Annotated in this window: 19 protein-coding genes; 18 read left to right on the forward strand and 1 reads right to left on the reverse strand. The window is 73.2% G+C overall.

All coding sequences use genetic code 11. From position 1 onward, the window contains the following. Positions 1–62 precede the first annotated feature (62 nt). From hisD to hisF, 8 genes are read left to right on the forward strand one after another with little or no spacing between them, the layout of a single operon-like run. Entirely contained in the window at positions 63–1,385 is a 1,323-nt protein-coding gene (gene hisD / locus Sdagh_RS32205) for a histidinol dehydrogenase (protein ID WP_190077353.1), read from the forward strand. Continuing rightward, positions 1,382–2,491 carry a histidinol-phosphate transaminase gene (locus tag Sdagh_RS32210; protein WP_189413713.1) on the forward strand — a complete coding sequence of 370 codons (1,110 nt, stop codon included), beginning with the start codon at positions 1,382–1,384 and terminating at the stop codon, positions 2,489–2,491. The genes hisD and Sdagh_RS32210 overlap by 4 nt, the downstream gene beginning before the upstream one ends. Beyond that, positions 2,488–3,081: an imidazoleglycerol-phosphate dehydratase HisB gene (gene hisB / locus Sdagh_RS32215; protein ID WP_189413715.1), complete on the forward strand. Its 594-nt coding sequence runs from the start codon at positions 2,488–2,490 to the stop codon at positions 3,079–3,081. Before Sdagh_RS32210 ends, hisB begins: the two co-directional genes overlap by 4 nt. Continuing rightward, on the forward strand, positions 3,078–3,242 hold the full coding sequence (locus tag Sdagh_RS32220) for a CG2302 family histidine operon protein (RefSeq protein WP_189413716.1): 165 nt from the start codon (positions 3,078–3,080) through the stop codon (positions 3,240–3,242). Before hisB ends, Sdagh_RS32220 begins: the two co-directional genes overlap by 4 nt. Before the next feature lie 20 nt (positions 3,243–3,262). Further along, on the forward strand, positions 3,263–3,919 hold the full coding sequence (gene hisH, locus Sdagh_RS32225) for an imidazole glycerol phosphate synthase subunit HisH (RefSeq protein WP_189413828.1): 657 nt from the start codon (positions 3,263–3,265) through the stop codon (positions 3,917–3,919). A 4-nt stretch (positions 3,920–3,923) separates the two neighbouring features. Next, a complete protein-coding gene (gene priA, locus Sdagh_RS32230; RefSeq protein WP_190077352.1) occupies positions 3,924–4,649 on the forward strand; it encodes a bifunctional 1-(5-phosphoribosyl)-5-((5-phosphoribosylamino)methylideneamino)imidazole-4-carboxamide isomerase/phosphoribosylanthranilate isomerase PriA in 726 nt (241 codons plus the stop codon). After that, on the forward strand, positions 4,646–5,041 hold the full coding sequence (locus Sdagh_RS32235; protein ID WP_189413719.1) for a RidA family protein: 396 nt from the start codon (positions 4,646–4,648) through the stop codon (positions 5,039–5,041). The genes priA and Sdagh_RS32235 overlap by 4 nt, the downstream gene beginning before the upstream one ends. A 16-nt stretch (positions 5,042–5,057) precedes the next feature. After that, the gene (gene hisF / locus Sdagh_RS32240; protein ID WP_189413721.1) at positions 5,058–5,813 is read left to right on the forward strand and encodes an imidazole glycerol phosphate synthase subunit HisF; all 756 of its coding nucleotides are present in this window, start codon (positions 5,058–5,060) and stop codon (positions 5,811–5,813) included. A gap of 126 nt (positions 5,814–5,939) precedes the next feature. Here hisF and Sdagh_RS32245 read toward each other — a convergent pair whose 3' ends face one another. Next, positions 5,940–6,575, reverse strand: coding sequence for a TIGR03085 family metal-binding protein (locus tag Sdagh_RS32245; RefSeq protein ID WP_189413723.1), 636 nt, complete (start codon positions 6,573–6,575; stop codon positions 5,940–5,942). Between the two features lie 83 nt (positions 6,576–6,658). On the opposite strand from Sdagh_RS32245, the gene hisI reads away from it, so the two are divergent. From hisI to Sdagh_RS32295, 10 genes are all read left to right on the forward strand, one after another. Next, positions 6,659–7,066 (forward strand): phosphoribosyl-AMP cyclohydrolase, encoded by a 408-nt coding sequence (hisI, locus tag Sdagh_RS32250; RefSeq protein WP_189413725.1) that lies wholly within the window; start codon positions 6,659–6,661, stop codon positions 7,064–7,066. Positions 7,067–7,077: 11 nt separating this feature from the next. After that, entirely contained in the window at positions 7,078–8,568 is a 1,491-nt protein-coding gene (locus tag Sdagh_RS32255) for an anthranilate synthase component I (protein ID WP_189413727.1), read from the forward strand. Between the two features lie 52 nt (positions 8,569–8,620). Then, a complete protein-coding gene (locus tag Sdagh_RS32260; protein ID WP_189413729.1) occupies positions 8,621–9,262 on the forward strand; it encodes a TIGR02234 family membrane protein in 642 nt (213 codons plus the stop codon). A gap of 210 nt (positions 9,263–9,472) precedes the next feature. Then, the gene (locus Sdagh_RS32265; protein WP_189413730.1) at positions 9,473–9,730 is read left to right on the forward strand and encodes an HGxxPAAW family protein; all 258 of its coding nucleotides are present in this window, start codon (positions 9,473–9,475) and stop codon (positions 9,728–9,730) included. A 107-nt stretch (positions 9,731–9,837) separates the two neighbouring features. Further along, entirely contained in the window at positions 9,838–10,278 is a 441-nt protein-coding gene (locus Sdagh_RS32270) for a DUF2752 domain-containing protein (RefSeq protein ID WP_189413732.1), read from the forward strand. 124 nt (positions 10,279–10,402) lie between these two features. Then, positions 10,403–11,212 carry an indole-3-glycerol phosphate synthase TrpC gene (gene trpC, locus Sdagh_RS32275; RefSeq protein ID WP_189413733.1) on the forward strand — a complete coding sequence of 270 codons (810 nt, stop codon included), beginning with the start codon at positions 10,403–10,405 and terminating at the stop codon, positions 11,210–11,212. 22 nt (positions 11,213–11,234) lie between these two features. Then, the gene (gene trpM / locus Sdagh_RS32280; protein ID WP_189413735.1) at positions 11,235–11,462 is read left to right on the forward strand and encodes a tryptophan biosynthesis modulator TrpM; all 228 of its coding nucleotides are present in this window, start codon (positions 11,235–11,237) and stop codon (positions 11,460–11,462) included. A gap of 58 nt (positions 11,463–11,520) precedes the next feature. Continuing rightward, a complete protein-coding gene (gene trpB, locus Sdagh_RS32285; protein ID WP_189413737.1) occupies positions 11,521–12,804 on the forward strand; it encodes a tryptophan synthase subunit beta in 1,284 nt (427 codons plus the stop codon). Then, positions 12,801–13,616 carry a tryptophan synthase subunit alpha gene (gene trpA, locus Sdagh_RS32290; RefSeq protein ID WP_189413739.1) on the forward strand — a complete coding sequence of 272 codons (816 nt, stop codon included), beginning with the start codon at positions 12,801–12,803 and terminating at the stop codon, positions 13,614–13,616. Before trpB ends, trpA begins: the two co-directional genes overlap by 4 nt. 63 nt (positions 13,617–13,679) lie before the next feature. Continuing rightward, entirely contained in the window at positions 13,680–14,453 is a 774-nt protein-coding gene (locus Sdagh_RS32295; protein WP_189413740.1) for a DsbA family protein, read from the forward strand. Positions 14,454–14,496: the final 43 nt, after the last annotated feature.

Genomic DNA, 14,496 nt, shown 5'->3' on the forward strand with positions numbered 1-14,496 from the left:
CCCCGTATCAGTGAGTGATACGCGCGGACGGTGCCCGACGCGGGTCTGAGAGAATTGGTCGCGTGATCTCCCGAATCGATCTGCGCGGCGACGCCCTCCCCGAGGGCCCCGCCCTGCGCGACCTGCTGCCCCGAGCCGACTTCGACGTCGCGGCCGCCCTGGAGAAGGTGCGGCCCATCTGCGAGGACGTGCACCATCGGGGCGACGCGGCGCTGATCGACTTCGCCGAGAGGTTCGACGGCGTGCGGCTCGAGCGGGTCCGGGTGCCCGCCGAGGCGCTCACCCGCGCCCTGGACGAACTGGACCCGGCCGTGCGCGCGGCCCTGGAGGAGTCCATCCGCCGCGCCCGCGTCGTCCACCGCGAGCAGCGCCGCACCACGCACACCACCCAGGTCGTACCCGGCGGCACGGTCACCGAGAAGTGGGTGCCGGTGGACCGCGTGGGCCTGTACGCGCCCGGCGGCCGCTCGGTCTACCCCTCCTCCGTGATCATGAACGCGGTGCCCGCGCAGGAGGCCGGCGTCCCCTCCATCGCGCTCGCCTCCCCGGCGCAGGCGGAGTTCGGCGGCCTGCCGCACCCGACCATCCTCGCCGCCTGCGCCCTGCTCGGCGTGGACGAGGTGTACGCGGCCGGCGGAGCCACCGCCGTCGCGATGTTCGCGTACGGCACCGAGTCCTGCCCGCCCGCCACCATGGTCACCGGCCCCGGCAACATCTGGGTCGCCGCCGCCAAGCGCTACTTCACCGGGAGGATCGGCATCGACGCCGAGGCCGGCCCGACCGAGATCGCGGTCCTCGCCGACGCCGGCGCCGACCCGGTGCACGTCGCCGCCGACCTGATCAGCCAGGCCGAGCACGACCCGCTCGCGGCGGCCGTCCTGGTCACCGACTCCGCCGAACTGGCCGACGCGGTGGAGCGGGAACTCCAGCCGCAGGTCGCCGCCAGCAAGCACGTCGAGGACCGGATCGTCCCCGCGCTCAAGGGCGAGCAGTCCGCGATCGTTCTCGTCGACGGCATCGATGCGGGCCTCCGGGTCGTCGACGCCTACGGCGCGGAGCACCTGGAGATCCAGACCGCCGACGCCGCCGAGGTGGCCGGGCGGGTGCGCAACGCGGGCGCCGTCTTCGTCGGCCCCTGGGCGCCCGTCTCGCTCGGCGACTACGCGGCCGGGTCCAACCACGTCCTGCCCACCGGCGGCTGCGCCTGCCACTCCTCGGGCCTGTCCGTGCAGTCCTTCCTGCGCGGCATCCACATCGTCGACTACACGCGCGACGCGCTCGCCGAGGTCGCCCACCACGTGGTGACGCTGGCCGAGGCGGAGGACCTGCCGGCCCACGGCGCGGCGATCAAGGCGAGGTTCGGCTGGAAGGTGCCCGGTCAGTGACTCCGCGTATCGACGATCTCCCCGTACGGGACGAGCTGCGCGGCAAGTCCCCCTACGGCGCGCCCCAGCTGGACGTCCCCGTACGGCTGAACACCAACGAGAACCCCTACCCGCTCCCCGAGGAGCTGGTCGACCGCATCGCCGAGCGGGTCCGCGAGGCCGCCCGGAACCTCAACCGCTACCCCGACCGGGACGCGGTCGAGCTGCGCACCGGGCTCGCCGCGTACCTCACCGACACCACCGGCCACCGCGTCGGCGTGGAGAACGTGTGGGCGGCCAACGGTTCCAACGAGGTCATCCAGCAGCTCCTGCAGACCTTCGGCGGCCCCGGCCGCACCGCCCTGGGCTTCGAGCCGTCGTACTCGATGCACGGCCTCATCGCGCGCGGCACCGGCACCGGCTGGATCTCCGGTCCGCGCAACGAGGACTTCACCATCGACCTCGCGGCGGCCGAGCGGGCCATCGCCGAGCACCGTCCCGACGTGGTCTTCATCACCACCCCCAACAACCCCACCGGCACCGCCGTCCCGCCGGAGACCGTCCGCGCCCTGTACGACGCGGCGCAGGCGGCGAAGCCGTCGATGGTCGTCCTGGACGAGGCGTACATCGAGTTCAGCCACGGCGACTCGCTGCTGGCGCTGCTCGACGGCCGCCCGCACCTCGTCGTGTCGCGCACCATGTCGAAGGCGTTCGGCGCGGCCGGGCTGCGCCTGGGCTACCTCGCCGCCGACCCGGCCGTGGTCGACGCCGTCCAGCTCGTCCGGCTGCCGTACCACCTCTCCGCCGTCACCCAGGCGACCGCGCTGGCCGCCCTGGAGCACACCGGCACGCTGCTGAAGTACGTCGAGCAGCTCAAGTCCGAGCGGGACCGGCTGGTTTCCGAACTGCTCGCGCTCGGCTACGAGGTGACCGAGTCGGACGCGAACTTCGTCCAGTTCGGACGGTTCGACGACGCCCACGCGGTCTGGCGGCAGATCCTCGACCGGGGCGTCCTGGTCCGGGACAACGGCGTACCGGGATGGCTGCGGGTCACCGCCGGCACCCCGGCCGAGAACGACGCGTTCCTCGACGCGGTACGTGAACTGAAGAAGGAGCAGACGGCATGAGCCGCGTAGGACGCGTGGAGCGCGTGACCAAGGAGACCTCGGTCCTCGTCGAGATCGACCTCGACGGCACCGGCAGGACCGACATCGCCACCGGCGTCGGCTTCTACGACCACATGCTTGACCAGCTCGGCCGGCACGGTCTGTTCGACCTCACCGTGAAGACCGAGGGCGACCTGCACATCGACTCCCACCACACCATCGAGGACACCGCCCTCGCGCTGGGCGCCGCCTTCAGGCAGGCCCTCGGCGACAAGGTGGGGATCTACCGCTTCGGCAACTGCACGGTCCCGCTGGACGAGTCCCTCGCCCAGGTGACCGTCGACCTGTCCGGCCGCCCCTACCTCGTGCACACCGAGCCCGAGACCATGGCGCCGATGATCGGCGAGTACGACGTCACCATGACCCGGCACATCCTGGAGTCCTTCGTCGCCCAGGCCCAGGTCGCGCTGCACGTCCACGTCCCCTACGGGCGCAACGCGCACCACATCGTGGAGTGCCAGTTCAAGGCGCTCGCCCGTGCGCTCAGGTACGCCTCCGAGCGGGACCCGCGCGCCGCCGGCATCCTGCCCAGCACGAAGGGCGCGCTGTGAACGGCACCTCGACCGTACTGATCGTCGTCGGGCTCTTTCTGCTCGGCGGGATCATCTCCTTCGCCAAGCAGCAGATGCCCAAGAGCCTGATCGTGCTGCTCTCCATCGGCGCCGCGATGTGTCTGCTCGCGGGCATCCTGCGACTGGACGTGTGGAATTGAGCACCCCCATGAGCACTCCCATGAGCACCTCGACGAGCACCCCCAAGAAGAAAGTGGTCGTCTTCGACTACGGCTTCGGCAACGTCCGCTCCGCCGAGCGGGCCCTCGCCCGCGCGGGAGCCGACGTGGAGATCACCCGCGACTTCGACACCGCCATGAACGCCGACGGGCTGCTGGTGCCCGGCGTCGGCGCCTTCGCCGCCTGCATGAAGGGCCTCAAGGAGGCGCGCGGCGACTGGATCGTCGGCCGGCGCCTGGCCGGCGGGCGCCCGGTGATGGGCATCTGCGTCGGCATGCAGATCCTCTTCGCGCGGGGCATCGAGCACGGCGTGGAGGCCGAGGGCCTCGACGAGTGGCCCGGCACGGTCGGCCCGCTCCAGGCCGACGTCGTCCCGCACATGGGCTGGAACACCGTCGACGCCCCGGACGGCTCCCAGCTCTTCGCCGGCCTGGACGCCGACGCCCGCTTCTACTTCGTCCACTCCTACGCCGTCCACGACTGGACGCTGGAGTCCCACAACCCGGCGCTGACCGCCCCCAAGGTCACCTGGTCCACCCACGGCGAGCCCTTCGTGGCCGCCGTGGAGAACGGCGCCCTGTGGGCCACCCAGTTCCACCCCGAGAAGTCCGGCGACGCCGGTGCCCAGCTCCTCACCAACTGGATCGGAACCCTGTAGAGACATGGCCACGCTCGAACTCCTCCCCGCCGTCGACGTCCGCGACGGCCAGGCCGTCCGCCTCGTGCACGGCGAGTCCGGCACCGAGACCTCCTACGGCTCCCCGCTGGAGGCCGCCCTCGCCTGGCAGCGGTCGGGCGCCGAGTGGCTGCACCTGGTCGACCTGGACGCCGCCTTCGGCACCGGCGACAACCGCGCACTGATCGCCGAGGTCGCGGGCGCCATGGACATCAAGGTGGAGCTGTCCGGCGGCATCCGCGACGACGACACCCTCGCCGCCGCCCTCGCCACCGGCTGCACCCGCGTCAACCTGGGCACCGCCGCCCTGGAGACCCCCGAGTGGGTCGCCAAGGTCATCGCCGAGCACGGCGACAGGATCGCCGTCGGTCTCGACGTACGCGGCGCCACCCTGCGCGGCCGGGGCTGGACCCGGGACGGCGGCGACCTCTACGAGACGCTGGACCGCCTGGACAAGGAGGGCTGCGCCCGGTACGTCGTCACCGACATCGCCAAGGACGGCACCCTCCAGGGCCCCAACCTGGACCTGCTGAGGAACGTCTGCGCGGCCACCGACCGGCCGGTCGTCGCCTCCGGCGGCGTCTCCTCCCTGGACGACCTGCGGGCCATCGCCGAGCTGGTCCCGCTCGGTGTCGAGGGCGCGATCGTCGGGAAGGCCCTCTACGCGAAGGCGTTCACCCTGGAAGAGGCCTTGGAGGCTGTGTCGTCATGACATCGGAAGCCGTGCGGCGCGTGCAGAGCGGGAATCCCTGGGAAGAGACCTTCGGTTTCGCACGCGCCGTCGCGGCGGGCGACCGGGTCGTCGTGGCGGGCACGACGGCCTTCAAGGGCGATGTGCTGTACGGCGAGGGCGACCCGTACGAACAGGCCAAGGTCGCCTTCGCCACCGCGCTGGACGCGGTCGGCGAGTTCGGGCTCGGTGCCGAGTCCGTGATCCGCACCCGTGTGTACCTGGCGCACTCCCGGGACGTCGACGCGGTGGGCCGGGCCCACAAGGAGCTGTTCGACGCGGTACGCCCCGTCACGACCCTGCTGGTCGTACAGGGGTTCATCGACTCCCGGGTGCTGGTGTCGGTGGAACTCGAAGCATTCAGAGGACAGTAAGAGGAGCCGTGGATTCATGACCCTGGCGGTCCGAGTCATCCCCTGCCTGGACGTCGACAACGGCCGGGTCGTCAAGGGCGTCAACTTCCAGAACCTGCGTGACGCGGGCGACCCGGTCGAGATGGCCAAGGTCTACGACGCCGAGGGCGCCGACGAGCTGACCTTCCTGGACATCACCGCCTCGTCGGGCAACCGGGAGACGACGTACGACGTGGTGCGCCGCACCGCCGAGCAGGTGTTCATCCCGCTCACCGTCGGCGGCGGCGTGCGCACCGCCGAGGACGTCGACAAGCTGCTGCGCGCGGGCGCGGACAAGGTCGGCGTCAACACCGCCGCGATCGCCCGCCCCGACCTGATCCGCGAGATCGCCGAGCGGTTCGGCCGGCAGGTGCTGGTGCTCTCCGTGGACGCCCGCCGCACCGAGGGCGGCTCCTTCGAGGTCACCACGCACGGCGGCCGCAAGGGCACCGGCATCGACGCGGTCGAGTGGGCGCACCGCGCCGCCGAGCTGGGCGCCGGGGAGATCCTGCTGAACTCCATGGACGCCGACGGCACCAAGGACGGGTACGACCTGGAGATGATCGCGGCGGTCCGCAAGCACGTGACCGTTCCGGTGATCGCCTCCGGCGGCGCGGGCGCGCTCGCCCACTTCCCGCCGGCCATCGGCGCCGGCGCGGACGCGGTGCTCGCGGCGTCGGTGTTCCACTTCGGTGACCTGCGGATCGGCGAGGTCAAGGAGACGTTGCGGGAGGCGGGGCACGCCGTGCGGTGACGGGCGCCGCGCCGTGCGGGGTCACGCCGCCCGAGGGGCGGGGGGCTTCGCGTCGCGAGGCGGCTGCGGGCGCGTCGTGGCCGCCCGCGGGGTCCCCGCGCCCCTGAGGGCGCTCCCGTACGGGTCTCAGAGACCGAGCTGCTTCGTCTCGTGGACCCGCGCGATCGCCGCCTCGTCGCCGTCCAGTTCCACCTTCGCCGCGCTCTGCCGCCCGAAGGCGAACATCAGCAGCTCGGACGGCTCGCCGGTCACCGTCACCACCGGCGTGCCGCGGTGGGCGACCGCCGTCTGCCCGTCCGGGCGGCGCAGCACCAGACCGGCCGGCACGCCCCGGCCCAGCATCCGGGCGGTGCGCTCCAGCCGGGACCACAGGGTGTCCTGGAACACCGGGTCCAGCTCCCGCGGCGTCCACTGCGGCTGCGCCCGGCGGACGTCCTCGGTGTGGACGTAGAACTCCACCGTGTTCGCCACCTCGTCGAGCTGCTTGAGGGCGAACGGCGAGTACCGCGGCGGCCCCGAGCGCAGCAGCCGGACCAGCTCCTCGTAGGGCTTCGCGGCGTACTCCCGCGTCACCCGGTCGAGCCGGGACGCCAGCGGTTTGATCATGGCGCCGCCGATGGCGTCCGGCCGGTGCTCGCGGACCACCACGTGGGCGGCGAGGTCCCGGGTGCGCCAGCCCTCGCACAGGGTGGGGGCGTCCGGCCCCGCGGTCTCCAACAGATCGGCCAGCAGAAGGCGTTCACGCTTGGCGAAAGTCGACATGGTCCTCACCCTACGGCCGGGCCGGGGGTCCGCACAGTGGACCGCGCCGGGCCACCGGGTCCGTACCCGGCACAATGGACGGCATGACCAGCACGCCCCCCGGCCCCTCCGGCGCCCCCGGCGCACTCGACCCGGAGGTCGCCGCCCGCCTCAAGCGCGGCGCCGACGGCCTCCTGCCCGCCATCGCCCAGCAGTACGACACCGGCGAGGTGCTCATGCTCGGCTGGATGGACGACGAGGCACTGCGCCGCACGCTGACCACCGGCCGCTGCACCTACTGGTCGCGCAGCCGCAAGGAGTACTGGGTCAAGGGCGACACCTCCGGGCACGTCCAGTGGGTGAAGTCCGTCGCCCTCGACTGCGACGGCGACACCGTCCTGGTCAAGGTCGACCAGGTCGGCGCCGCCTGCCACACCGGCGACCGCACCTGTTTCGACGCCGACGTCCTGCTGAAGGACGGCGACAACGACGCGGTAACCGGCGATCAGTAAGGTCTGCGGCCATGGACCTCGACACCTTCCGCAAGCTGGCCGCGGACCGCCGCGTCATCCCGGTCACCCGCAAGCTCCTCGCCGACGGCGACACCCCGGTCGCGCTCTACCGCAAGCTCGCCGCCGAACGCCCCGGCACGTTCCTGCTGGAGTCCGCGGAGAACGGCAGATCCTGGTCCCGCTACTCCTTCGTCGGCGTCCGCAGCGCCGCCACCCTCACCGAACGCGACGGCCGGACCCACTGGCTCGGCACCCCGCCCGTCGGCGTCCCGGTCGACGGCGACCCGCTCGCCGCGCTGCGCGCCACCGTCGAGGCCCTGCACACCCCCCGCGACCTCGCCCAGGACCTGGGCCTGCCGCCCTTCACCGGCGGCATGGTCGGCTACCTCGGCTACGACATCGTCCGCCGCCTGGAGAAGGTCGGCCCGGGGGAGCGCGACGACCTGAAGCTGCCCGAGCTGACCATGCTCCTGACCAGCGACCTGGCCGTGATGGACCACTGGGAGGGCTCGGTCCTGCTGATCGCCAACGCGATCAACCACAACGACCGGGACACCGGCGTCGACGAGGCGTACGCCGACGCCGTCGCCCGCCTGGACGCCATGGAGGCCGACCTGTCGCGCGCCGTGGCCCAGCCGCCCGCCGTGCTCCCGCCCTCCGAACTGCCCGAGTACACCGCCCGCTGGGGCGGCCCCGACTTCCAGCGGGCCGTCGAGGACGTCAAGGAGCGCATCCGGGCCGGCGAGGCCTTCCAGGTCGTCCCCTCCCAGCGCTTCGAGACACCGTGCGAGGCGAGCGCCCTGGACGTCTACCGGGTGCTGCGGGCCACCAACCCGTCCCCGTACATGTACCTCTTCCGCTTCGACGGCTTCGACGTCGTCGGCTCGTCCCCCGAGGCGCTGGTCAAGGTCGAGGACGGCCGGGCGATGCTGCATCCCATCGCCGGGACCCGGCCGCGCGGCGCCACCCCGCAGGAGGACCAGGCCCTCGCCGAGGAACTCCTCGCCGACCCCAAGGAGCGCGCCGAGCACCTCATGCTCGTCGACCTCGGCCGCAACGACCTCGGGCGGGTCTGCGAACCCGGTTCCGTGGAGGTCGTCGACTTCATGTCCGTCGAGCGGTACTCGCACGTCATGCACATCGTCTCGACCGTCACCGGGCGGGTCGCCGCGGGCCGCACCGCCTTCGACGTCCTCACCGCCTGCTTCCCGGCCGGCACCCTCTCCGGCGCCCCCAAGCCGCGCGCCCTCCAGATCATCGACGAACTCGAACCCTCCCGGCGCGGCCTGTACGGCGGCTGCGTCGGCTACCTCGACTTCGCCGGCGACTCCGACACCGCCATCGCCATCCGCACCGCCCTGCTGCGCGACGGCACCGCCTACGTCCAGGCGGGCGCCGGCGTCGTCGCCGACTCCGACCCGGTCGCCGAGGACACCGAGTGCCGCAACAAGGCGGCGGCGGTGCTCCGCGCGGTCCACACGGCGAACCGGCTCGGCGGATAGGACCAGGCTCACGTGAACCCCGGGTGCCCGTCCGCCCGGGGTTCAGGCGATAGTGGAGTACGTGACTGCTGTTCCTCACCCCCGTACCGAAGCCGCGGGACCCGCCCGGTCCGGCCGCCGGAGCCTCGCCCTCGCGCTGCTGTCCGGCGCCCTCGGCGCGGCCGTCGCGCTGCTGGCCACCCGCCAGGAGTGGTCCCACGGCACCGCGTCGGTGGCCGGCGGCGACTTCCCCCTGACCGCCCGGGGCAGCGACGTCACGGGCGTCCCCGCGGCGCTCGCCATAGTCGGCCTCGCCGCGCTCGTCGCCGTCTTCGCCGTCCGCCGGGCCGGCCGCGTCGCCGTCGCCGCGCTGCTCGCGCTGAGCGGCGCCGGCATCATCGCCGCCGCCCTGGCCGGCGCCTCCGACAGCGCCGCCCTCGACGACCAGGCGGCGCAGGCCGCCGGTGCCACCTCGGCCACCGTCGACGCCCTCGGCCACACCGCCTGGCCCTATGTCGCGGCGGCCGGCGGCGCGCTGATCCTGCTCGCCGGACTGCTCGCCCTGCGCTACGGCCGCCGCTGGCCCGCCATGTCCGGCCGCTACGAGCGCTCCGGCGCCCCCCGCCCCCGCCGCACCGCCCGGCCCGCCGACCCCGAGCGCCCCGAGGAGCTGTGGAAGGCCCTGGACCGGGGCGAGGACCCGACCGGGGCCTGACCCGCGCGGCGCGCGGTTCGGCCACGTGCCCGGGGGCACCCGGAGGCACGCGGCACCGGCCGGCAATGCACGTCCTCGCCCCGGCCCGCGTTGCGCACCCCAGCGCACGCCGCTCGCGCGCGTGCGGAAGAATGGGCCCGAGCGTCCTGCTCAGACACGTACACAGTGATACGTCCTTCGGGACACGTACACAGCAACGAGGAGCCAGCAATGTCGGACAGCAGCCACGGCCACACCCCGGCGGCCTGGACCGGTGTCATCATCGCCTTCATCGGGTTCTGCGTCGCGGGCGTCTTCATGGTGGCGGCCCAGCCGGTGGGCTTCTGGGTCGGCATCGCGATCACCCTCCTCGGTGCGGTCGTCGGCGGGATCATGCGCATGATGGGCCTGGGCCAGCCGAAGGACACCCACCCGGTGCACAAGACCACCGAGCCCGGCCAGCGCCGGCCCGCCGACATCCAGGCCTGACGGCACGGCCCGACCGGGCGCGACGCGCGGACGACTCGGCCGAGGGGCGGCCGGCACCCGAGTGCCGGGACCGCCCCTCATGCGTGCCCAGGGGGCAGAATGCGGCCATGGACGCCGAAGCCGACCGCCGCGACCCGCGGCACCCGCCCGCCCGGGCCGCAGCCCGGCTGGCCGTCCCCGCCGGCCTGCTCGCCGCCGTCGCCGGGGCCTTCGCCTACGTCGGCGCCGTCGACCCCAACGAGCCCGGCCACTACCCCGTCTGCCCGCTGCTGCGCGTCACCGGCGTCTGGTGCCCCGGCTGCGGTGGCCTGCGCAGCGCCCACGCCGTCGTCCACGGGGACCTCCTGACCGCCCTCCACGCCAACGCGCTGGCCGTCGTGGGCTATGCGGCCCTGGCCGCCCTCTGGACCGTCTGGGTGGTCCGCGCCGCCCGCGGCCGCCCGTTCCGCGTCGGCCTGGCCCCCGCCCACCTGTGGACGCTGGGCGCGGTCGTCCTGGTCTTCACCGTTGTCCGGAACCTGCCGTTCGGTGGCCTGCTCCACCCTTGATCGGCCCGAGAGCGTTCCGGTAAACGGGACGGCGGCCACCGGATGCGGGTCCCGTGCCCCGCGGCGGATACCATCGAATACGTAGTCGTACCGAGAACCGAACCGTCTGAAAGGGGGCCGCTCGGTGAGCGTGCTCGACGAGATCATCGACGGAGTCCGTGCCGACCTCGCGGAGCGGCAGGCGCGGGTCAGCCTCGACGAGCTCAAGGAGCGCGCGGCCAAGGCCCCCGCGGCCCGGGACGGTGCCGCCGCCCTCAAGGGCGACGGTGTCAAGGTCATCTGCGAGGTCAAGCGCTCCAGCCCCTCCAAGGGCGCGCTGGCCGCCATCGCCGACCCCGCGGCCCTCGCCGCCGACTACGAGGCGGGCGGCGCCGCCGTCATCTCCGTCCTCACCGAGCAGCGCCGCTTCGGCGGCTCGCTGGCCGACCTGGAGGCCGTCCGCGCCCGGGTGGACATCCCCGTCCTGCGCAAGGACTTCATCGTCACCTCGTACCAGCTCTGGGAGGCCCGTGCCTACGGCGCCGACCTCGCGCTGCTGATCGTCGCCGCCCTGGACCAGCCCGCCCTGGAGTCGCTGATCGAGCGCGCCGAGTCCATCGGCCTCACCCCGCTGGTCGAGGTCCACGACGAGGACGAGGTCGACCGCGCCGTCGACGCCGGCGCCCGGGTCATCGGGGTCAACGCGCGCGACCTGAAGACGCTCAAGGTCGACCGCGGCACCTTCGAGCGGGTCGCCCCCGAGATCCCCGAGGGCCTGATCAAGGTCGCCGAGTCCGGCGTCCGCGGCCCGCACGACCTCATCGCCTACGCCAACGAGGGCGCCGACGCCGTCCTGGTCGGCGAGTCCCTGGTCACCGGCCGCGACCCCAAGACCGCGGTGGCCGACCTGGTGGCGGCCGGCGAGCACCCCGCACTGCGGCACGGCCGGAGCTGACCTCCCGGTAAACTCGCTGCCGATGTCCCTCACGCACACCCCGAGGACCCTCCGGGACCCGTACGCCCGCCTCGCGCGCGGCTGCCGGCCCCGGGGCTGCCGCGCGCCCGCCCGCCGGGTCCACGGCCGCCGGGTGCGCTACGTCATCGGTGACGAGCCCGGCCAGGTCAACGGCATGCGATGGCCTCGGCGCCCCGTGAGGGGCGCGGGGATCGGCGCGACCGGCCGCAACCGGCCCGCAGGCGCCTGACCACCCCGCCCCCACGGCGATCCGTGTCTTCTTCACACACTCACCGTGAGGCTCACGCATGCCCAGCACCTTCTTCATCCCCGACCCCGAGGGCCGGCTCCCCAGCGCCGAGGGCTACTTCGGCGCGTTCGGCGGCAAGTTCATCCCGGAGGCCCTCGTCGCCGCCGTCGACGAGGTCGCCGTCGAGTACGACAAGGCCAAGCACGACCCCGAGTTCGCCCGCGAACTCGACGACCTGCTCGCCCACTACACCGGCCGGCCCTCCGCCCTCACCGAGGTGCCCCGGTTCGCCGAGCACGCCGGCGGCGCCCGCGTCTTCCTCAAGCGCGAGGACCTGAACCACACCGGCTCGCACAAGATCAACAACGTGCTCGGCCAGGCCCTGCTCACCAAGCGCATGGGCAAGACCCGGGTCATCGCCGAGACCGGCGCGGGCCAGCACGGTGTCGCCACGGCCACCGCCTGCGCCCTCTTCGGCCTGGACTGCACCGTCTACATGGGCGAGGTCGACACCCGGCGCCAGGCCCTCAACGTCGCCCGGATGCGCATGCTCGGCGCCGAGGTCGTCGCCGTGAAGTCCGGCAGCCGCACCCTGAAGGACGCCATCAACGAGGCGTTCCGCGACTGGGTCGCCAACGTCGACCACACCCACTACCTCTTCGGCACGGTCGCCGGACCGCACCCCTTCCCGGCGATGGTCCGCGACTTCCACCGGGTCATCGGCGTCGAGGCCCGCCGCCAGCTCCTGGAGCGGGCCGGCCGCCTCCCCGACGCCGCGATCGCCTGCGTCGGCGGCGGCTCCAACGCCATCGGCCTCTTCCACGCCTTCATCCCCGACGCGTCCGTCCGCCTCATCGGCTGCGAGCCCGCCGGGCACGGCATCGAGACCGGCGAGCACGCCGCCACCCTCTCCGCCGGCGAGCCCGGCATCCTGCACGGCTCCCGCTCCTACGTCCTCCAGGACGACGAGGGCCAGATCACCGAGCCGTACTCGATCTCGGCCGGCCTGGACTACCCCGGCATCGGCCCCGAGCACAGCCACCTCAAGGACTCCGGCCGCGGCGAGTACCGCGCGGTCACCGACGCCGCCGCGATGGAGGCCCTGCGCCTGCTGTCGCGCACCGAGGGCATCATCCCGGCCATCGAGTCCGCGCACGCGCTGGCCGGCGCCCTGGAGGTCGGCAGGGAACTGGGCCCGGACGGGCTGATCGTCGTCAACCTCTCCGGCCGCGGCGACAAGGACATGGACACCGCCGCCCGCTACTTCGGGCTCTACGACACCGACGCCGAGGTCGCCGACGACGCCACCGGCACCGCCGAGATCGAGGAGGACGCCAAGTGAGCGGCAACCTGCGTCTGCTGGACGACACCCTCGCCGCGGCGAAGTCCGAGGGCCGCGCCGCCCTCATCGCCTACCTCCCGGCCGGCTTCCCGACCGTGGACGGCGGCATCGAGGCGGTCAAGGCCGCCATCGACGGCGGCGCCGACATCGTCGAGGTCGGCCTGCCGCACAGCGACCCGGTGCTGGACGGCCCCGTCATCCAGACCGCCGACGACATCGCCCTGCGCGGCGGCGTCCGCATCGCCGACGTGCTGCGCACGGTCCGCGAGGCGTACAAGGCCACCGGCAGGCCGATCCTGGTCATGACGTACTGGAACCCGGTCGACCGCTACGGCGTCGAGCGCTTCACCGCCGAACTCGCGGAGGCGGGCGGCGCCGGGTGCATCCTGCCCGACCTGCCCGTGCAGGAGTCGGGACTGTGGCAGGAGCACGCCGAGAAGCACGGTCTGGCCACCGTCTTCGTCGTCGCCCCCAGCAGCAAGGACGAACGGCTCGCCCGGATCACCGCCGCGGGCACCGGCTTCGTCTACGCCGCCTCCCTGATGGGCGTCACCGGCACCCGGGAGACGGTCAGCTCGCAGGCCGAGGACCTGGTCCGGCGCACCCGCGCCACCACCTCCACCCCGGTCTGCGTCGGCCTCGGCGTCTCCACCCCGGCCCAGGCCGCCGAGGTGGCCCGCTTCGCCGACGGCGTGATCGTCGGGTCCGCGTTCGTCAAGCGGATGCTGGACGCCCCCGACCACGCGGCCGGCATCGAGGGCGTCCGCGCCCTCGCCGGGGACCTCGCCCGGGGCGTGCGCGCCCACGCGTAACTCGTACGGGTGGACCTGTGACCGGGGAGGCGCGGTGCGCCTCCCCGGTTCGTTCTGCGGGGTGTGAGCGAGAAGAACCGAGAGGGAAAGCGCACCGCCCGCGAGCGGCTGGCGGTCGAGCGTGAGAAGCAGAAGAGCGCGGACAAGCGCCGGCGCACCCTGATCGTGGGCGCCACCGTCGTCGGCGTCCTCGGCGTCGCCGCGGCCATCGGCGTGGTCGCCGCCGAGGCGGGCAAGGACGACGGCGGCGAGGCGTCGGGCCCGGTCGTCGCGCCCTCGGGCGCCCAGGGCAAGGACGGTCTCGCGATCCCCGTCGGCGAGGAGAGCGCCAGGTCGACGCTCACCGTCTGGGAGGACTTCCGCTGCCCCGCCTGCAAGAACTTCGAACAGGCGTACCGGCCGGTGATCCACGAGCTGACCGAGGCCGGCCGGCTCAAGGTCGACTACCACCTGGCGACCATCATCGACGGCAACATGGGCGGCACCGGGTCCCGCACCGCCGCCAACGCCGCCGCCTGCGCCCAGGACGCCGGGAAGTTCACCGCGTACCACGACGTGCTCTACGACAACCAGCCCCGGGAGGTGGACGACGCCTTCGCCAGGACCGACAAGCTGATCGAGCTGGCCGGCAAGGTCGACGGCCTCGACACCCCCGCCTTCCGCCGCTGCGTCACCGAGGGCACGCACAACGCCTGGGTGGACAAGTCCGCCACCGCCTTCCGCACGGGCGGCTTCACCGGCACGCCCACCGTCCTCTTCGGCGACAAGAACATCTACGCGGACCGGTCGATGACCCCGGCGAAGCTGAAGCGGATGGTCCAGGACGAGAACAAGTAGGCGCAGCGGCCGCCGCCCGTTATGGACCCGTAGCCGGGCTGCC

The sequence above is a fragment of the Streptomyces daghestanicus genome (assembly GCF_020521275.1).
In the GTDB taxonomy this organism is placed as follows: domain Bacteria; phylum Actinomycetota; class Actinomycetes; order Streptomycetales; family Streptomycetaceae; genus Streptomyces; species Streptomyces griseoviridis.